The organism is Paraburkholderia terricola (assembly GCF_900142195.1).
Classification (GTDB): Bacteria; Pseudomonadota; Gammaproteobacteria; order Burkholderiales; family Burkholderiaceae; genus Paraburkholderia; species Paraburkholderia terricola.
This window is the reverse complement of the sequence record NZ_FRAB01000025.1, coordinates 79,494-97,769: the sequence shown is the minus strand read 5'-3', so window position 1 is coordinate 97,769 and position 18,276 is coordinate 79,494. Positions and strand designations below refer to the sequence as shown.

General features: G+C 58.6%; 14 protein-coding genes and 3 pseudogenes. 11 read left to right on the top strand and 6 right to left on the bottom strand.

The genetic code is table 11. The features are described from left to right. The 10 genes and pseudogenes from BUE39_RS36150 to BUE39_RS20935 form a co-directional block, all read left to right on the top strand. Positions 1-169: pseudogene (locus BUE39_RS36150) on the top strand (IS110 family transposase); the annotation flags it as partial. 12 nt (positions 170-181) lie between these two features. Next, positions 182-367 (top strand): annotated as a pseudogene (locus BUE39_RS20970) (integrase core domain-containing protein); the annotation flags it as partial. A 76-nt stretch (positions 368-443) separates the two neighbouring features. Beyond that, a pseudogene (locus BUE39_RS36075) lies at positions 444-539 on the top strand (HU family DNA-binding protein); the annotation flags it as partial. Between the two features lie 1,049 nt (positions 540-1,588). After that, positions 1,589-2,881: an MFS transporter gene (locus BUE39_RS20965; RefSeq protein ID WP_235004913.1), complete on the top strand. Its 1,293-nt coding sequence runs from the start codon at positions 1,589-1,591 to the stop codon at positions 2,879-2,881. 103 nt (positions 2,882-2,984) lie between these two features. Beyond that, a complete protein-coding gene (locus BUE39_RS20960; protein WP_073430635.1) occupies positions 2,985-4,007 on the top strand; it encodes a zinc-dependent alcohol dehydrogenase family protein in 1,023 nt (340 codons plus the stop codon). A gap of 213 nt (positions 4,008-4,220) precedes the next feature. Continuing rightward, positions 4,221-5,603, top strand: coding sequence for an MmgE/PrpD family protein (locus BUE39_RS20955; protein WP_073430634.1), 1,383 nt, complete (start codon positions 4,221-4,223; stop codon positions 5,601-5,603). A gap of 269 nt (positions 5,604-5,872) precedes the next feature. Next, positions 5,873-6,715 carry a hypothetical protein gene (locus tag BUE39_RS20950; protein ID WP_073430633.1) on the top strand — a complete coding sequence of 281 codons (843 nt, stop codon included), beginning with the start codon at positions 5,873-5,875 and terminating at the stop codon, positions 6,713-6,715. 89 nt (positions 6,716-6,804) lie between these two features. Beyond that, the gene (locus BUE39_RS20945; protein WP_073430632.1) at positions 6,805-7,464 is read left to right on the top strand and encodes an aspartate/glutamate racemase family protein; all 660 of its coding nucleotides are present in this window, start codon (positions 6,805-6,807) and stop codon (positions 7,462-7,464) included. 64 nt (positions 7,465-7,528) lie between these two features. Continuing rightward, complete coding sequence (locus BUE39_RS20940) at positions 7,529-8,326, top strand: HpcH/HpaI aldolase family protein (RefSeq protein WP_073430631.1); 798 nt, start codon at positions 7,529-7,531, stop codon at positions 8,324-8,326. Between the two features lie 72 nt (positions 8,327-8,398). Beyond that, positions 8,399-9,364, top strand: a complete 966-nt coding sequence (locus tag BUE39_RS20935) for a 2-hydroxyacid dehydrogenase (protein WP_073430630.1) — start codon at positions 8,399-8,401, stop codon at positions 9,362-9,364. Between the two features lie 120 nt (positions 9,365-9,484). Here BUE39_RS20935 and BUE39_RS20930 read toward each other — a convergent pair whose 3' ends face one another. Further along, positions 9,485-10,414 carry a LysR substrate-binding domain-containing protein gene (locus BUE39_RS20930; RefSeq protein ID WP_073430629.1) on the bottom strand — a complete coding sequence of 310 codons (930 nt, stop codon included), beginning with the start codon at positions 10,412-10,414 and terminating at the stop codon, positions 9,485-9,487. A 226-nt stretch (positions 10,415-10,640) separates the two neighbouring features. On the opposite strand from BUE39_RS20930, the gene BUE39_RS20925 reads away from it, so the two are divergent. Beyond that, positions 10,641-12,059 carry an aldehyde dehydrogenase family protein gene (locus BUE39_RS20925; RefSeq protein ID WP_073430628.1) on the top strand — a complete coding sequence of 473 codons (1,419 nt, stop codon included), beginning with the start codon at positions 10,641-10,643 and terminating at the stop codon, positions 12,057-12,059. Between the two features lie 49 nt (positions 12,060-12,108). Here the strand turns inward: BUE39_RS20925 and otnK are convergent, their stop codons facing one another. From otnK to BUE39_RS20900, 5 genes are all read right to left on the bottom strand, one after another. Beyond that, positions 12,109-13,377: a 3-oxo-tetronate kinase gene (otnK, locus tag BUE39_RS20920; protein WP_073430627.1), complete on the bottom strand. Its 1,269-nt coding sequence runs from the start codon at positions 13,375-13,377 to the stop codon at positions 12,109-12,111. A 154-nt stretch (positions 13,378-13,531) separates the two neighbouring features. Next, complete coding sequence (locus tag BUE39_RS20915; RefSeq protein ID WP_073430626.1) at positions 13,532-14,413, bottom strand: NAD(P)-dependent oxidoreductase; 882 nt, start codon at positions 14,411-14,413, stop codon at positions 13,532-13,534. Then, a complete protein-coding gene (locus tag BUE39_RS20910) occupies positions 14,410-15,327 on the bottom strand; it encodes an NAD(P)-dependent oxidoreductase (protein ID WP_073430625.1) in 918 nt (305 codons plus the stop codon). The genes BUE39_RS20915 and BUE39_RS20910 overlap by 4 nt, the downstream gene beginning before the upstream one ends. Positions 15,328-15,564: 237 nt before the next feature. Then, complete coding sequence (locus tag BUE39_RS20905) at positions 15,565-16,752, bottom strand: MFS transporter (protein ID WP_073430624.1); 1,188 nt, start codon at positions 16,750-16,752, stop codon at positions 15,565-15,567. A 345-nt stretch (positions 16,753-17,097) separates the two neighbouring features. After that, on the bottom strand, positions 17,098-17,991 hold the full coding sequence (locus BUE39_RS20900; RefSeq protein ID WP_073430623.1) for a LysR family transcriptional regulator: 894 nt from the start codon (positions 17,989-17,991) through the stop codon (positions 17,098-17,100). Positions 17,992-18,276: the final 285 nt, after the last annotated feature.

The window sequence follows — 18,276 nt, the reverse complement described above, 5'->3', positions numbered from 1 at the left end:
TGCGATGGTTCGAATGCGCAGTGATCCCCGTACCCGGGTGTACGTGGATCGTCGGACGAAAGAAGGCATGTCGAACAAGGAGATCCACCGCTGCCTCAAGCGCTATATCGTCCGTGAGCTGTACCCGCTCATCCTGGCTGATCTGGCCGATTCGACGCCGGCTTCTTGACATAGGAGCGTCAACGCGCCGGTTGAACGGTTCTTCAGAAGCCTGAAGAACGAGTGGGTCGACGAGAAAGGGTACCCGGATCACGCGCAGGCCGAGCGCGACATCGGGGCCTACATCGACAACTTTTATAACTACAGGCGCATCCATTCGGCGGCAGACGGTCTGCCACCGGCACGGTGCGAAGCTTCACTTTTTTAAAAATCCGCCTTTGGGGTGTCCAAGTTTACTTGACCACTACAGCGTGCGTGCAGCATCGCCGCGCGAGGAAAAGGTAATGAACAGGCAGGAACTGGTGGATGCGGTTGCCGCGAAGACGGGCGCGAGCAACGCGGCGGCTGGTGAGGTGATCGATGCGTTCATTGGCGCCGTCATGGTGCCGTCAAGAGGAGTGACACCATAGCCTGGAAGGTGCCGTTGAGTGCGCGGGCCCGAGGGACCGCTGTGGATCGAAATGTGCCTTTTGGCCGATAGGCAACAACTGTCGACAATCGAGTGCCGTCAGCATTGAGCGCCGACGTAATCTATCTGCGTAAAACGATGCTCGACCGTCGCAAATGGATGAGCCGTCGAAACTGGCAGCAGAAAATTGCACCTGACGGATCGTTAAGCCTTCAATCCATAATGGCGCATCAACGTTCAGACAGCTCGGACGCCGTTTATACGCACCGTCTGTCCGATGTCACGTCAAACCTCGGGTTTTGCCGGGCCAACTTGCCGATAGGCGAATTGGGACTCCCGCGGCGTGTGCGAATCGCTCGCTCAGTGCATACGGATCTGTGCGGCCTTGCGATCGCTCGGTACGCCCATCGGCGCCAATGTGCGGCCACTATCGACACATCAGCCCGGCGCCTTCGGTTAGCTCAGCTTACGCACCAAGAAGAATAATCGACTGTACGCGGCAGGACTCGGGCGCGCAAACTAGAATCACAAAAATGGCCATTAGCCGGATAAGTATGGAGACGATCTGCCCGCAAAGCATCCGCATGCAACGTGCGCTGCGGCGACGACGACGAGTCGAACGGCACGCAGACACGGTAAATCCCACGAAAACCGAATACGTCGCCTCAATCTGCTGGCTTCAGGCAAGCCAGGCGTCGAGGCCTCTTCGGGCCTTCGCAGGATAGCGCTAGTCGCTCCAATCGCCCGCCTGTGGCGGCATTTTGTTCGATAACTTGTGTGCCTTCGCTACCCGCAACTTGTGGGGCGCGGACTATCGCGCTTTGTGTTCGTACGGGTGCCGCCGTAAGGAAGCCTGCCACGACCTCCTAAAGCGAGCGGCCGGACATCAACGCAACCGTTTAGTGTGATGCTGTTATCAGGGGACATCGGATGAGCAATAGAGTAAATGCTGGCGCGCGACTTGATCGGCTCCCTATCGGATCTTTCCATACCAGGGTCCTGTGGCTAGTCGGATTGGGTATGTTCTTCGATTCGTTCGACAATACCCTATCCAGCTCGGTGCTTGCGTCAATGCTGAAGAGCGGCTGGTCGACGTTGCAATTGAATTCGATTTTCATGTCAGCGACGTTTGTCGGGCTGACGATCGGCGCAGCGCTTGCCGGCTGGTTGAGCGACCGGTTCGGCCGTCGCTTCGCCTATCAATTCAACCTGGCGATCTTCGGTGGCATGGCACTCGTGTCCGCGTTTGCGCCGTCGATGTCATGGCTCGTCGCGTTTCGCTTCATCATGGGGCTGGGGATGGGCGCGGAGTACGTGATGGGTTACGGCCTCATCATCGAGTTCGTGCCTCCCACGCATCGTGGGCGCTACCTGGGACTCCTTGCGTTGATTGGCGGTTCGGGTGTGTTCGTCACGGCGGTTGTCGCGACGCTCGTCATTCCCTGGCTCGGTTGGCGTCCAATGTTCATCATTGGTGGCATCGGTACGCTGTGGGTCTGGTGGATGCGCCGTCATCTGCCCGAATCGCCGCGGTGGCTCGAGCGCGTCGGGCGCAATGACGAGGCAGAAGAGGTCATGCAGGCGATCGAAAGGGACTCCGGCGTCACTGCACCACTGCCTCCGGCGCCGCAGGGCCCGGCCAGGGAGCCGCACTGGGTGCCGCTTTCCACGCTTTTTTCGCGTACTGTGATTCGGCGCACCTTGCTTGCCATTGTCATCAACGTGATCTGCCTGTTCGGCTCCTATAGTCTGACGGGATGGATGCCGACGTTCTTCGTCAAACAGGGAATGAGCGTCACTCACTCGCTTGGCTTTACCGCCGCAATGATGGCGGGTTGGATTGCCGGCCCATTGTTCCTCTCGTATATCTCGGATCGGATTGGACGCCGCACGGCCATCGTGATGTTCGCCGCGCTGTGTGCATGCCTCGGGGCGATCTACCCCAACCTGACATCGGCAACGGCAATTGTGATTTGCGGCTTCCTGCTCGTCTCGGCCGTGGCGATTTTCCTGACGCTCGGCCTCGGCATGACGCCGGAATTGTTCCCGACGGAATATCGGTTCCGCGGCGGCGGTGTGGCGCAGATGTTCGGACGCCTGGGTCTGATCGGATCGCCATTCATCGTGCTGGAGCTCTTTAGCCGCTATGGAATCACCGGCGTGGTATTCGCCATCTCAGGCGCCTACATCTTTATTGCAATCCTCGTCATGGTCGCGGGTATCGAGACCAACCAGCAATCGCTCGAGGCATTGGAGCCTGAGGAAATCGCCGACGCGCATGCCGCGATTCCGCAGACGTTGTCCCGGCACTAGCCATCCAATCAAATGCGGGCTGAAAACAGCGGTGCGTTCGACGCAATGTATCGCTGTTCGCAGTCGTTCATCTTTCACCTAACAGCACTGAGGAACACACGGCATGCGTGGCATTGTCTTTCGCGGTGACTGCAAAGTCGAGCTCGCGACTTTCCCCGATCCGACGCCGGGCGTCGGCGAAGTCGTTCTGGAAATCAAGGCTTCTGGCATGTGCGGAAGCGATCTTCACTTCTATCGCCGGCCGGCAGGCTCGCCCGTTCCTTCAGTCATCGCTGGTCACGAGCCGTGCGGTGTTGTCGTCGCTGTGGGAAAAGGCGTCGTGGGGCCACACGCGTGCATCGGTGCGCGCGTCATGGTCCATCACTACAGTGGCTGCATGGGATGCCCCGACTGCCGCTCGGGTTGGCCGCAAATGTGCAGGACTGCGCCGATCATTGTGTATGGGACCGATGCGCACGGCGCGCATGCCCCTTACATGAAGGTTCGCGCGGACACACTGGTGCCGCTCGACGAACGGCTCAGCTTCGAGGCAGGCGCTGCCATTTCCTGCGGAACGGGTACTGCCTGGGGCGCTTTCGAGCGAATCGGCCTCACGGGGCGCGATACCGTTGCGGTATTCGGGCAAGGGCCAGTCGGCCTTTCTGCAACGATGCTCGCGAAGGCTCAAGGCGCTCGCGTTATCGCGTTGGACGTCGACGCAAGTCGTCGCGAGACAGCGGCAAAGTTTGGCGCCGATGCTGTGATTAATCCGCTGGATGGAGGAGTCGCCGATGCAATCCGCGAGCTCACCAGCGGCAGGGGTGCGAGCGTTGCACTCGAGACTTCGGGCGCAGCCGCCGCAAACCGCGATGCTCTCGACTCCGTGAGTCCTTGGGGCACGATTTGCCTCGTTGGTATTGGGTCGGAATTCACTCTTTCGCTGGCCAGCTATTTGCGCACTCAACTCCGCGTTCTGACCTCGTGGACGATGTCCGTTCAGGGCCAGCGAGCCTGCGCCGAGTTCATCGTCGAGCGCAAGCTCAACCTCGACGCGCTCTTCACGGACCGTTGGCGCCTTGATCAGGCGGAAGAAGCGTATCAAGTCTTTAACCGTCAAAGCGGCGGCAAGGGCGTGTTCTTGATGTAGCGGTGGCGATTAACGTCGAGATAGTTCTGCCGAAAACGGCGTTGTATGGCGGTGATGTCCGCGCCGGACCGTTAGCCAAACTTACCGGGCTATCGATGAAAACGAACTGTACTATAAGGAGTCCCACGCGCAGAATGATCAGGAAGATAAAGCGTAAGCAGCAACGCCATTCACGAGTCACTTTTTGCTGTGCCGTCTTTCCCGAGCACTTTCATGACCGAGCATTTGGACCTCTGCCATCATTTCGCGAAATTCGCGGCAGAAACTCGCTACGACGATTTGCCAAAAGACGCGATTGAAGGCGCGAAGAAGACGATTCTCGACACATTGGGCGTGACGTTGGCCGCAACCGGTGCCGAGCCCGCGGTTCAGGCATTGGTGCAATTGCTGCAGGAAAGCGGTGGAAAGCCGGAGAGTACGGTCCTCGGATCCGGCGGAAAATTGCCTGCAATGTCGGCGGCTTTCGCCAACGGGTCCATGGCTCACTGTCTGGACTTTGATGATCAGACTCCGTGGGGCGCGCATGCGGCGAGTTCAATTGTTCCTTCCGTCTTCGCGATCGCTGAACGAATGGGTGGAGTGTCAGGGCGCACGCTTATCACCGCGGTAGCGATTGGGCAGGACCTCTTCGCCCGGTTGCGCTGCAATGTTGGCTGGAACCAGAACTGGAATTTGTCGTCGATGGTGGGCGCTTTTTCGGCGGCCGCGTCGGCTGCACATGTGCTTGGACTGTCCGCCGAACAGACTGCCCACGCTCTCGGCATTGCCAGCCAGCAGTCTTGCGGAACCATGGAAGTCATCTTTGCAACCGGCAGTGACCTGCGAGGAATGTACGCGGGCTTCACTGCAAAGGGCGCTGTCATTGCGGCGCTGCTCGCCCAAAAGGGCATTACCGGAATCGATACCCTGTTTGAGGGAAAGGCCGGGATTTTCAACGTTTATTTCGGCGGAAAGTACGACCGCGAGAAGATGCTTGATGGGCTGGGCGTGCGGTTCCTCGGAGGCACGACGCTGTATAAGGCATGGCCGGCGGTGGGCAACTCTCACACCTATATTCACGCCACCATCGAATTGATGAAAGAAAAAGGCATCGCAGCAAAGGACGTCGAAGCCATCCGCGCCTTCGTCGGCGACTTCACGTACACCATGTGTACGCCGTTGGAAGTTCGGCGTGCGCCGTCCACGCTCGTCGACGCGAAGATGAGCTTGCCGTTCATACTCGGAATTGCAGCGAGCAGGGGCAAGATGACTATCGCCGATTTCAGCGAGGCGGCGCTGAAAGACCCCGACGTTCTATCCATGGCGGCGAAGGTCGTTCCGGTGCAGGATCCGGAGCAGAACTGGACATTCAAGCTGCCGGACGGCCGGATCGAAATTGTGACGCGGGACGGCCGTGTTTTCGGCCGCCTTGGAGACAAGATCCCAGGTAATGCAGAGGCCCCGCTAACCTGGGAGCAACTGTCGGAAAAGTTCGTGAGTTGCGCATCTGTTGCAGCTATTGCGCCGTCGGACGCGGGAATTGCCAGGGCTCAGATGCTGATTCGGGAGATGGAAACTCTGACTGACGCGACCGGGATACTTCGCGCACTCACGTAGCGTTGCGGTGCCTTGCCCAGTTGTTTGGGCAACTGTACAGCGCATTGACGGGTAGATGAGTCGAGAGTTTGCGGGTGGCGCGGCGCAATGCGCACTTCACTAAGCAGCTGACAGCTCTTCATGTCGGTGTCGCGATGTTGAGTCGCCCGACATGTTGTTTAAACATGTAGGATAACTGATTTTGTTCGCCTACTCATCCTTTGATCTGGCGCCGGCAGGCGAACCCCGCGATAGAAAGGCGGCCAGACAGTGACCATAGGAGGGTCAAAATGCGAGTTTCAGAGGCCTCGACAACAGATTACGGGAGAATCGGCAGCAATATGCGAGAGGGCGTCCTCGAGCAGAAGTTCCTGCTGCAGGGAAAACCGGGTTCTCCGAATAACTACCTCATCAACGTCGGCCGCACGGGCGCGGGCGGCTGGGTCGCGCCCAGTCACCGCCACAATTTCGATCAGGTCCGCTACGTGATCAAGGGCGACTTTCCTTATGCGCAGGGAAAGAGCATGCCAGAGGGTTGGGTAGGTTACTTCCCGGAGAGCGTGTACTACGGTCCGCAGGAACGTCCTGAAGGGCTGGAGATGATGGTCTGCCAGTTCGGCGGTGCGGCGGGCTACGGCTTTGTGAGCGTCGAGGAGCGCGAAGCCGCAAACCAGGCGTTGAAGGCCAAGGGCGAGTTCAAGGACGGCATCTTTACGTGGTACGACGAGTCGGGGAAAAAGCACAACCAGGATGGATTCGAAGCTTGCTTCGAACACGTGACGGGACGCAAGCTGGAATACGCCAAGCCGCGTTATGAAGATCTGATCCTCATGAACCCCGCAAACTTCGACTGGATTCCGGAAGAAACGCGCGGCGTCTTTTCGAAGTGGCTTGGCTCTTTCACTGAGCGAAATACGCGAATCGGCTTCGTCAAAATAGACGCGGGTGCGTCGCTCCCGGCGGGTATGGAGTCTTCGATCGAACTGCTTTTCCTGAGCAAAGGTAAAGTCAGCTTCGAAGGCAAGGAATATGGCCTCCATACGGCGTTCGAATTCGAGGCGAACGAGGGCCCGGTGCCGCTCAGAGCAATTGAGGAAACAGAGTTCTTCCGTCTCGTGCTTCCCAGGTTCTAACGCTGTGCGCGGTGTGCGGTCGCGCCGCGCACACCGCAGATGCGGGCGCCTGCTTTTACCTCTCACATACTACCAAGCCGGAACGAACTATGACTACCATTGCCGTGATTCACACCGGACCAGTCACGGTCCAGCCGATCAAGGAACAGATCAGCGAGCAGATTCCCGAGGCGCGCGTGATCAACATCATCGACGATAGCCTGCTCAACGACGTGCGTGCAGCAGGACATCTGACGCCTGAGGTTGCGAGCCGGATTCACTCGTACATGGCGAATGCACAGGCAATGCGTGCGGACATTATTCTCAACGCCTGTTCGTCCGTCGGCGAGGCCGTTGATTCGGTGCGTAAGTTTGTCAGTACGCCGATCGTAAAGATCGACGAAGCGATGGCTGAGGAGGCCAGTTCCATCGGCCGCCGCATCGGAGTGGTCGCGACCGTGCCCACCACACTGGAGCCGACCGTTCGGCTGATCAAAAGGAAAGCCGGCGAACTCGGCCGCGACATTGAAGTTGCCGAGCGGATTGCTGAGGGCGCATTTGACGCGCTGCTCGCGGGCGACGCCGCGAAACACGACGAGATCGTCAAGAGCACTATCTCGGCATTGGCGGCGAGCGTGGATGTCGTCGTCCTGGCTCAGGTGTCGATGGCGCGACTCGTTCCTCAGCTAAAAGACCTGCGTGTGCCGGTGCTCTCTAGCCCGCGTAGCGGTGTTGCTTCCCTGAAACGCGCGCTGTCAAGCGTGCGTTAAGTAACACGGCGCAGCGCGATGTAAGCAGTCGATTGTGTTCCGCGTCCGAGATTGAGGAGACAAAATGAAAGTAGCCGCAAAAGATCTGGTCCGCAACGTCGTCAAAGAAAAACTGGCGCGCGATGAAGTTACGCTTTCCATGACGGTCCGCCTCGTCAGAACGGCCGAGATCGTGACGATCGCAAAGACCGCGGGTTTTGACACATTCTATATCGATCTCGAGCACAGTACGCTGTCTCTCGAGACCACAGCTCAAATCTGCATGGCAGCCATGAACGCTGACATCGCGCCGTTCGTTCGTCTGCCGAATCTGGCTCCGGATCTCATCGCCCGGATTCTGGACGGTGGTGCGCTGGGCGTAATCGCGCCGCACGTCGAGTCTGCTGAACAGGCGAGACAGGTTGTTCGCGCGGCCAGGTTCCCGCCGCTCGGCGAGCGCTCGCATGGTGGCGTGCTCCCGCACATGGGTTTTCGCTCGTTTCCGAGTTCAGAGGTCGGCGAGGCCGTCAACGATGCCACGATGGTTGTCGTAATGATCGAGACCCGGGAGGCGCTGGCCGCGATTGATGAAATTGCGGCGATCCAAGGCGTCGATCTGCTTTTCATCGGTACCAACGACCTTTGCGCGTCGCTCGGAATCGAGGGGCAATTCGAGCACGAGATGATTCGCGAGGCCTACGCGAAGGCCATGGCCGCATGCCGAAAGCATGGCAAGCATCTCGGTGTCGGCGGTCTCAACGCTCACCCGAATCTGGTCGCGCAATTCGTCGAAATGGGTGCTCGATATATCTCCACCGGCACTGACATTTCGTTTCTCGTAAGCGCAGCGAGTGCCAAGGCCGCCGTCATGCGCGATCTGTGATCTGTGAGCGTCGGGCCGGTCAAGCTCAAGGCGAGGCCGGCTCCAGTACCGCAATATATGAGGATGTCTCGAATGAATAAAGTCGTAGTGTACAAACCGCTGCCCGAAGAAACGATCAACTACCTTCGCTCGCATGCAGAAGTAACCATCGTCGACCCGAAGCAACCGGGCACGCTCATTGAAGCACTGAAGGACGCTGACGGCGCGATTGGGACGGGCGTGAAAATGAACGCGGAGACGCTGCAGGGCGCGCGGCGGATCAAGGTTCTTTCTACGGTATCGGTCGGCTTCGATGCGTTCGACATCGATTATCTGAACCGGCGCGGGATATTGCTGACCAATACCCCGGATGTGCTGACCGAATCCACCGCTGACACGGCGTTCTCGCTGGTTCTTCTGACCGCTCGGCGCCTCGCCGAACTGGCGGCGTTTGTGAAGGCCGGAAAGTGGACGAAAAAAATCGGCGAGGACAAGTTCGGCGTCGACGTTCACCATAAGACGCTGGGTATTGTCGGCCTTGGCCGTATCGGCACATCAGTGGCTCGCCGCGCTTCTCTGGGCTTCGCGATGAATGTTCTGTACGTCGATCAAGGCGTCAACGAGCGGGCAGAACGTGAGTATGGTGCCAAGAAAGTGGACCTGAATGTACTTCTCAAGGAATCGGATTTCGTTCTGTTGCAGGCGCCATTAACCAAAGAAACGAAAAATCTCATTAGCACCGCGCAACTCAAGGCGATGAAGCGCAGTGCGTTTCTTATCAACGCTTCGCGCGGGCCAATTGTCGATGAACCAGCACTGATCGAGGCGCTGAAAGACGGCACCATCGCGGGGGCGGGACTCGACGTGTACGCGGAAGAGCCGCTTTCGGTGGAATCGCCGCTGCTTGGCATGGACAACGTCGTTACATTGCCGCACGTTGGTTCGGCGACGCACGAGACGCGTCAAGCGATGAACAGGAACGCAGCCGAAAATCTCATCGGCGCGCTGAATGGCACGCTCAACACAAACATCGTCAATCCCGAGGTGCTGAGGCGCTAGGCCGAGTCATGTCGTGCATGCGAAAGCATGAATGCGTTTTCCGCTGCCACGAAAGCCGGCCTGTAAGAAACGACGCCCTCTGCAATGCTCGACGCGTTCAGAGGGCGACGTCTTTTCACGTTACTTCGACAGGTCCTTCACGATGTCGATCATCTTGTCGAGGACCGGGTCGTTCTGCCGGCGCACCCATCCAAAGATAAAGCGCGTCGAGTAGTCCAAATTGGTCAGCGGAACGATCGTCAAGTCGCCCGGATACTGGAAGTTCTTTCCCATGACCACCAGTCCGATTCCCATGCCAACCGAAATCAGGTTCAGTTGCGAGGCGACAGTGCTCACCTCCTGAACGATGTTCGGCTCGAACCCTGCCGCCTGGCAGAAGGAATAGAGCTGTCCGTAACTCAAGCTGCTGCTGGATTTAGGCACGACCACGAACCACTCGTTGGCGAGATCGTCGAGTGTGAGCGACTTCCTGCGCGCCAGCCGGTGATCGTGCGGTACGGCGACACCGAGGCTACCTGTCTGAATGCATATCGAATCCAGGACAATGCCTTCGCGCTCCATATTGATTTCGGTGCGCCGCTTGCCCGGGTGCGGGCTTGGCCCCAGATGCATGAAACCCGCATCTATCTTTCCGTCCGCGAGGGCTTTGGGCTGTAGCGACGTCGACATTTCCACGAGCGAAAGATTGATTTCCGGGTAACTTTCGCGGAACTGTTTGACTGCTGCCCGGAAGATCGAATGCATGAGCGTAAGCGATCCATAGCCGATCCTCAACGTCCCGGTCATGCCATGCCCAACGCGCTTGGTGAGGACTATGGCCTCATTGAGATCGTCCATCACACGGACGAGTTGCGGCAGCAGTGTGCGGCCCGCGGCCGTTAGCTTGACCGTATGCGCGAGGCGTTCAAAAAGCGGTGTGCCGAGCTCTCCTTCGAGGTCGGCAATGATTTGAGAAACCGCAGGTCTCGTGATGTGCAAGCGCACCGCAGCGCGCCCGAAGTGTTCTTCCTCCGCGGCGGCGATAAAGTAGCGAAGATGTCGGAGTTCCATCTTTTTCTGTCTCCTCCTTAACAGCGGCGGCCCGTAAACACCATGGCCTAGGTCCCGGTGTGGACCGCATTCGATGCTCCATTCAAGGCTGAGCGTGGCCGGTTAGCGCCGCTTACCGAGACACCATAATAGCTGACTTGACCCTACGTTGGTGCGATTCCAAACTTCCATCATCGCCGCGATTACTGCGGGCACTCCCGGTCGCGGGTGAATAACAGGAGACTTTATGCAATCGTATGAGAAGTGCTACATCAACGGGGAATGGGTTACTCCGCTGACTCGCAAGGATTGGACTTTGATCAATCCCGCTACCGAGGAACCGTTTGCTACCGTCGCGCTGGCCGGAGCCGAAGATGTCGACGCGGCCGTCAACGCCGCAAAAGCCGCGTTCCGTTCTTTCGGCGCGACCTCGAAAGCCGCCCGTATCGATCTGCTCGAACAGATAATCGACTGCTTTGTCCGCCGTGAGCACGAACTCGCTGAAGTCGTGACGCTCGAACTCGGCACTCCCGTCTCGCAGAAGATTCACGCTCCCGCCGCGCTTGCTTCTTTCAGACAGGCATTGGCTACCTTGAAGGAGTACGAGTTCGAGTACCGCCTTGGACCTAATACCATTCGGCGCGAACCGATTGGCGTCTGTGGATTGATTACCGCATGGAACTGGCCGCTCCAGCTTCTTGTCACCAAGCTGGCCTATGCACTTGCCGCGGGGTGCACGGTCGTACTCAAACCGAGTGAATTTACACCGCTCAGCGCAATCCGCCTTACCGAAGTGCTTCACGAAGCAGGCGTGCCGAAGGGCGTCTTCAACCTCGTGTTGGGTGACGGTCCGGTAGTGGGCAACGCTATCAGCAGGCACATGGACATCGACATGGTGTCGTTCACGGGTTCCACAAGAGCCGGTGTGCTGATCGCCGAGGCGGCGGCGCCTTCAGTGAAGCGCGTTGCCCAGGAACTGGGCGGGAAGTCGGCGAACGTAATCCTCGACGACGCGGACCTCAAGGCGGCCGCGAAGTGGAACGTTACCCGAGCGTTTTCCAATACGGGTCAGTCGTGTCATGCTCCGACTCGAATCCTCGTCCAGGAGGACCAGGTGGATGAGGTGCTGGCGCTGCTTCGTAGCGAAGCAGACGCTGTGAAAGTCGGAAACCCGCTGGACCCGCAGGTGTCGATGGGGCCGGTGGTCAACAAGCTCCAGTTCGAACGCGTGCAGGAATACATCAGAATCGGTATGGAAGAGGGCGCCACGGTTCTGGTTGGCGGCCCTGGCCGGCCTGAGGGGCTCGATCGCGGCTACTTCGTGAAGCCGACGATCTTTTCCAATGTGACGCCTGATATGCGCATCGCACAGGAAGAGATCTTCGGTCCGGTGCTCACCGTGATTTCCTATCGCACCGAAGACGAAGCCATCGACATCGCAAACGGAACGCCCTATGGCCTAGGCGGTTACGTGTTCTCGTCGAGCCTGGAACGCGGTCGAGCGGTCGGAGCCCGCCTGCAGGCGGGACGCGTCTTCCTGAACGGGGCGGTAAGCAACACCGAGGCGCCGATGGGCGGATACAAGCGCTCAGGAAACGGGCGGGAGATGGGAATTTTCGGCCTCGAGGAGTACCTCGAGGTGAAGGCTATGATCGGTTTCGAGTAAGCGAGAGCAGCCCGCTTGCGGGCTGTTTTCAACGTCGCCTTCGACGCAATTAGAGAGCCTTCAATGCCTTCGCAAAGAAATCAGTCGCGCCGAAGTTGCCGGACTTGAGCGCGAGTGCAAGCGGCGCTTCACCGTTGGTGGGAACAGACTGAGTTGCCGGCACTCCCGGATCGATCTGCGGCCCGATACGCAGTGAGCGCACGCCGAGCGCCTGAACCACCGCGCCGGAAGTTTCGCCGCCCGCAACGACGAACTTGCGCACACCGGCGTCGCGCAGCTTGCACGCGATAGATGCAAGCGCTTCTTCGACGATATGTCCTGCCTTCTCAATGCCCAGTTCCCGCTGCACAATCTTGACTTCGTCCGGCGACGACGTGGCGTAAATCAGTACTGTCTCGTCGTGAGCGCGCGCGAATTGAATGGCGTTGTCGACTACCGGCTCTCCGCGCGAAAGCGCCATTGGGTCGATGCGGAAACTCGGTTTGCCGGCGCGCCACTCCGCCACCTGCGCATTGGTGGCTCGCGATGCACTGCCGGCCAGCACGACAGACCTGCCGTCGATTTGCTGGAGATCGGCGGCCTGTCCTGAATACACGAGCAGGTCCGCCGAATGAAAGTTCTGCGGCAAACCGAGCGCCATGCCGGAACCGCCCGTGACGAGCGCGAGATCCCGGCAGGCTTTGCCGAGCATGTAAAGATCGCGATCGGTGAGTGCATCCGCGATCGCGAGCCGTACGCCATCCTGCTTTAGCTCGTCGATGCAAGCGCGAATCTCCTCCACACCTGCGGAAATTGCGTCGTATCGGATCAGGCCGACTTTGGATTTCGTCTGTCGTTGCAGCACTCTGACGAGATTGGCATCGGACATCGGCGTGAGCGGGTGGCTTTCCATGCCGGACTCATTCAGAAGAACATCGCCGACAAAAAGATTGCCGCGAAACACCGTGCGTCCATTCTCGGGAAACGCGGGGCAGGCGATCGTGAAGTCGTCTTTCAGCGCGTCGAGTAACGCATCCGCGACCGGGCCGATGTTGCCTCTTGGAGTGGAATCGAATGTCGAGCAATACTTGAAAAAGAACTGGCGACAGCCATGCGCCCGCAGCCATTCAAGTGCGTTCAGAGATTGGCGCACGGCCTGCTTCGCCGGAACCGTGCGAGACTTCAGCGCAACGACGAGCGCGTCGGCCTCGATTTTCGCGCTTCGATCGGGGACGCCGATGGTTTGCACCGTACGCATGCCGCCGCGTACGAGCATGTTGGCGAGATCCGTCGCGCCAGTGAAGTCGTCGGCAATGCAGCCGAGCAGTGCCTGCGCCATTTACCTGGCTCCCTTCTGGACTTCGGCCCAGAAAAATGTGTTCGACATCGCTGACTGCTAGACGGGTAGGGCTATAAGCGGGTTGGTGCGCGATACCTGTGGCGCAAGCGCGCACGCCTCCACAGCGTTGGACTACATGCTGTCGGAAAGCCGGTCAGCCCATCCCTGGCGCGGGAAGGCCTGCATCGATCTCCCATATTTCAGCCAGTCTATCGACGGAACTCGAACCGCCGAGCCGGTTCGCCGCGGCGTCCAACGTTGAGCGCGCCATCGTTGCAAGGAGCATCGGTGCGCCATAGCGCATTGCGGCGGCCGACGCCATTCTCAGATCGTCCGCCCAATTGCCCAAAGTGACGTCTGCCGTTCGCTCATTGGTCGCAAGTGCTGGCAATACGCGGGCGGACGCGCTGTTATAGCCGGAGCTGCTGTTGAGCACGGTCGCCATGTCGGCGATTGCGAGCCCGTTTGCCGCGCCCATCGCGGCACACTCGTAGGTGATGAGACGATTACATGCCGCAATCGCTGCGACGACGAGGCGCATCGCATGTCCATTGCCGACATCGCCGCAAGCGATGATCGTGGGGCAGACCGATTCCAGGACGCCTCGAACGGATTCGAGTACCGTTGGAGGGCCTCCGAAAAGAATGGCCGACGCTGTCTCTATCGCCGCGGTATTTTCCGTATGCAACGGTGCATCGACGAGTGTGATCCCCACCTCACTCAATGTCGTGGCGATAATCTTCGTTTCGTCAGGATCGCCCTGGCCCATGTCGATAACAACCCGCTTTTCCGCGGAGGCCTGCTTGCCCCAATCCGGGCTTCGGAGCAGCGTTGCTCGCAATTCGTCGGAGTCAGTGCACAGAATGACGATGTCCGAACCTGCCACCAGGTCAGCGACGTCATGCACTTCTTCAACGCCGTCGCAAAGTAGCGAATCGTTCGCTGCGCGGAGAACGCGAACGGAATACTTCTTTGCCAGTTGATGCACAACGAACGTGGCGACTTTCCCACTTCCTGCCACTCCGATCCTATTCATTCTGCCTCCCGGCGATCGCTACTTGTCGGCGTGTCGACAAACCTCGTGTCGGCCATCGATTCGATGACGCCAATCATCTGCTCGAGTTGAGCGTCTTTGCCAAGAGAATTCAACCCGATTTGGAGAAGTGACCGAGCGGCTCCTCCGATAGGCATTGGCACCTTCTGCCCGGCAGCGAGACTGATCGCTTGATGAATATCTTTTACCTGAAGCGCAAGCCAGAATCTGGTCGACTGGCGTCCTTCTGCAATAGCAGGCAGCATGCCCTGTGAAGTGTAGTTTCGTGCCGTAGTAGCGTTAATGGCCTGCGTCATGAGTTCGAGAGGAAGGCCGAGCTTTTTTCCCATCGCAACAACCTCGAGCGTGGCGAGACGGCAACTCACGTTCATCATGTTATTGACGGTCTTCATTGTCTGACCGTTACTTACGCGTTCACCGCAATGGAAGACATTCGGACTGATCGACTGCAGGACAGGTAGAGCCCTTTCAAAAGCATCGCGTGGCCCTGATGCGATGATCGAGATAGTACCGGCGATGGCTGTGGCCATCGCCCCGGAGACGGGCGCATCGAACAGCAATACGCCTGTTTCCTCGAGCTGTCGGGCAAAGGCTCTTGTCTCGGCGGGAACGCCGCTGGTTTGATCGATAACGATCTTGCCCGCGCTTACCCCCTGTGCAACACCGTCCTGGCCGAAAAGCACCGCCTGAACGTCAGAGCTTCTTGGCAGACAAAGCAATATCAGATCACTGTTACGTGCAAGCTCCGCCGGTGTCGCTGCGGCTGCCGCGCCGAGTTCGACGAACGAGTCGACCGCCTTTTTATTCAGATCGAACACGCTCAACGGAAACTTGCCGATCAGATGACGGGCAAGTGCGCCACCCATGGCGCCCAACCCGATATACCCGACGCGCATTTGTCTTCTCCTGACTACTTCTGCCGATGCTGTCCCCGGCGGACCGTCGCATCAGAATGCGACATTACGTTATCGTGCGCTTTGCCACGGTACACGTCGAGTCGCATTTTCTCGAGGCTCCGGTAAGTGGCACTTACCTTGGATTCAAGGATGCGATTACATTGGCGCTTTAGGCCCTTCACACTCGCGCAGATCAGGCAAGTACCCGGTGAGGGCGAGGCTACTCTGCATCGTCTGCTAGACGGTAGGTCTGAGACGCCTGCCGCTGCCAATGACAATCGCCGAAAGAACCAGCAGTGCCGCGCCGGACAAGAAGGTCGCGCCGATTGAATAATGATCGAGCAGTGTGCCGCCTAGTTCCGCCCCAACCATGATGGATAGCTGGATAGAGGCAACCATCAGGCCTCCTCCACTTTCCGGTTTGTCCTTCACGCTTTTTGAAAGCCACGTCGACCATGCGACCGGGATCGCTGCATTAACCGCACCCCACGCAATTGCCAGCAATGCTGCTGCGCCGAAGGAGTGACCGGCGGGAAGCATGGTAAGCGTCACGACAGCTAGTGCAACGGGCAAGGCCATCAACAGATGGAAGAGGCGTTTGCTGATCAGTGCGCTCGCGCCATACGTGCCGGCGAAACCGGCCAGTCCCATGCCAAGCAGAAGGATCGATAACCGTGGCACGTCAACGTGAGTGTACGTTTCAAAGAACGGCCGGAAGTAGGTGAAAACCGTAAACGCGCCGGCAAACGTCAGCATGACGGCCAGCATTGCAAACGACACATGCGGGCGCCGCAGAAGTGCAAGCGCGTTTTCGCCGCCGCGTTGCGATGGGCGGCTCGTCATAGGCGGAAGCGTCAGCAGCAGCATGATCAGGTTGATTGCCACGATCGGGACGAGTGCCCAAAACACACCTCGCCATCCAATGACACTGCCCAGGTAGCTGCCAATGGGGGCTGCAAATGAAGTTGCGACGGCGTTGCCCGTATAGAGAACGCCTAACGCTTTCGGCAACGATTCCTCGGGTACCAGCCGCATGATCGTTGCGGTTGAAAGCGACCAGAAGCCACCTACTGTTACGCCGAGAAGCGCGCGAGCGGCCATCAACATCGTGAAGCTGCCGGCCCCGGCGGTCAGCACCAACGACACTAGCATCAGTCCCGCCAGCGCAGCCAACACATGGCGACGATCGAGACGGCTCGTCACTGAAGGAATGATCAGGCTTGTCGCAACAGCGAATAGGCCCGAGATCGAGATGGCCTGGCCGGCCATGCCCACGGAGGCACGGAGGTCAGAGGCAATCGGCGTCAGAAGACTAACCGGCATGAATTCGGACGCTATCAGCATGGCCGCGCACATCGCCATCGAGGCGACCGCGCTCCATACCTGGTTTCTGGGAATAGTTGATTGATTCGGCACTGTGGACATCGGATTTCCTCGTTCATCTTGCGCGCCTACTCGCAGCGGTACTTGAACGTGCTTCGACAAAAGCAATGCACGACCGGCCAATGAATTGGCAGTCGACAATGCCGGACTACGGCGTTCAGGCGCGACGATGCGCGCTCAAGCAGTGAATTGACGTGCGAGTCGCGGGTGCTGCGAACCGTTGGAGCAACGCAGCTAGCGCGTGTGTTGATTAAAGACTGAAGTCAGCGAGTGAATGCATGACTGGTTGAACGTATTTTAGCTAAGCGGCTAGTTCGGATAAACCCGAGCAGGTCGATTGGACTTATGAGCTGTTGTGATTAATCGGTCCGGCAAACCGGTGGCGGCTCAGCTTTGGTGTTTCAGTGCATCGATCACAAGCGAGAACGCACGTGATGTCTGGCGGCGGCTCGGGTAGTAGGCGCGGTAGCCGGGCCAGACTGGGCACCAGTCCCTCAGAACGCTTTGCAAATGACCATTGCGCACGTGTTGGACTACTGCATCTTCCGGGACGAAAGCCAGTCCGAAGCCGTCCAGCGCGGCTTGGACCATCTGAGGCTGAGTGTTGACGGTGACTTGTCCTGTCGCGCGCACTTGTGTTTCTCTCTTTCCTTTTTTCAATTCCCACGCGTACAACGCCTTCGTGGTCGTCATGCGCAAGGTAATGCATTCGTGGCGGAGAAGGTCCTCGGGCGTTTTTGGGAGGTCTCTATTTGCAAAGTAGCCGGGTGAGCCGACGATAGCCATCGGAATGTCCGGGCTGATACGGACCGCAATCATGTCCTTTGCGACCTGATCGCCGAATCGGACGCCAATGTCATAGCGGTCTTCGACGATGTTCGAAAGACCGTAGTCGACGGTGACCTCCACCTTGATATCCGGGTAGGCGGGCAAAAGTTTTCGCAGCTTCGGCCAGATGACGGTCTCCACAGGATGGTCAGCTGCGGTGATGCGGATGATCCCGGCGGGCTTGTCCCTGAAATCGGATAAAGCGGCAATGCTTGCATCGATCTCCTCGACGCGCGGAGCCACCGCCTGAAAGAGTTCCTCGCCTGCTTCAGTTGTCGAAACGCTTCGGGTAGTTCGCGTGAGCAGACGCAGCCCGAGTCGTGCTTCAAGGTCGCGGATGGTATGACTCAACGCCGATTGAGAGACGCCTAGTTTTGCCGCCGCCCGCGTGAAGCTCTTCTCGCGTGCAACCGCGATAAACACAAGGATGTCATTCAGGTTTTCTCGAGGCATCTCGCATTATCCATTCTTTATGGGCAAACATCCGCTGCCGGCCGGAGCAGCACGTGGCCGTGTTCGAGCGCCGTTCTTACGTCGCGATTCATGAATGATACTAATAAGCCCAAGTGAAGGCGTCTACTTAATTGGATTGGTGGAAACCCTTATAGTGTGCATGAATCGAAGTGAGTCACCCACCGTGCGCGGTGGCCACGGGACCAATATGCACGGCCCGATTCAAGACATCGCTACCGACGCCCGTTGCTTCATCGAAGCTATCGGGCACACATTGCCCATTCT

Excerpts from the sequence above, each read along its gene's own strand:
- BUE39_RS20965 (WP_235004913.1), top strand. The coding sequence starts at position 1,589 with ATGTTCTTCGATTCGTTCGACAATACCCTATCCAGCTCGGTGCTTGCG.
- BUE39_RS20960 (WP_073430635.1), top strand. The coding sequence starts at position 2,985 with ATGCGTGGCATTGTCTTTCGCGGTGACTGCAAAGTCGAGCTCGCGACT.
- BUE39_RS20955 (WP_073430634.1), top strand. The coding sequence starts at position 4,221 with ATGACCGAGCATTTGGACCTCTGCCATCATTTCGCGAAATTCGCGGCA.
- BUE39_RS20950 (WP_073430633.1), top strand. The coding sequence starts at position 5,873 with ATGCGAGTTTCAGAGGCCTCGACAACAGATTACGGGAGAATCGGCAGC.
- BUE39_RS20945 (WP_073430632.1), top strand. The coding sequence starts at position 6,805 with ATGACTACCATTGCCGTGATTCACACCGGACCAGTCACGGTCCAGCCG.
- BUE39_RS20940 (WP_073430631.1), top strand. The coding sequence starts at position 7,529 with ATGAAAGTAGCCGCAAAAGATCTGGTCCGCAACGTCGTCAAAGAAAAA.
- BUE39_RS20935 (WP_073430630.1), top strand. The coding sequence starts at position 8,399 with ATGAATAAAGTCGTAGTGTACAAACCGCTGCCCGAAGAAACGATCAAC.
- BUE39_RS20930 (WP_073430629.1), bottom strand. The coding sequence starts at position 10,414 with ATGGAACTCCGACATCTTCGCTACTTTATCGCCGCCGCGGAGGAAGAA.
- BUE39_RS20925 (WP_073430628.1), top strand. The coding sequence starts at position 10,641 with ATGCAATCGTATGAGAAGTGCTACATCAACGGGGAATGGGTTACTCCG.
- otnK (WP_073430627.1), bottom strand. The coding sequence starts at position 13,377 with ATGGCGCAGGCACTGCTCGGCTGCATTGCCGACGACTTCACTGGCGCG.
- BUE39_RS20915 (WP_073430626.1), bottom strand. The coding sequence starts at position 14,413 with ATGAATAGGATCGGAGTGGCAGGAAGTGGGAAAGTCGCCACGTTCGTT.
- BUE39_RS20910 (WP_073430625.1), bottom strand. The coding sequence starts at position 15,327 with ATGCGCGTCGGGTATATCGGGTTGGGCGCCATGGGTGGCGCACTTGCC.
- BUE39_RS20905 (WP_073430624.1), bottom strand. The coding sequence starts at position 16,752 with ATGTCCACAGTGCCGAATCAATCAACTATTCCCAGAAACCAGGTATGG.
- BUE39_RS20900 (WP_073430623.1), bottom strand. The coding sequence starts at position 17,991 with ATGCCTCGAGAAAACCTGAATGACATCCTTGTGTTTATCGCGGTTGCA.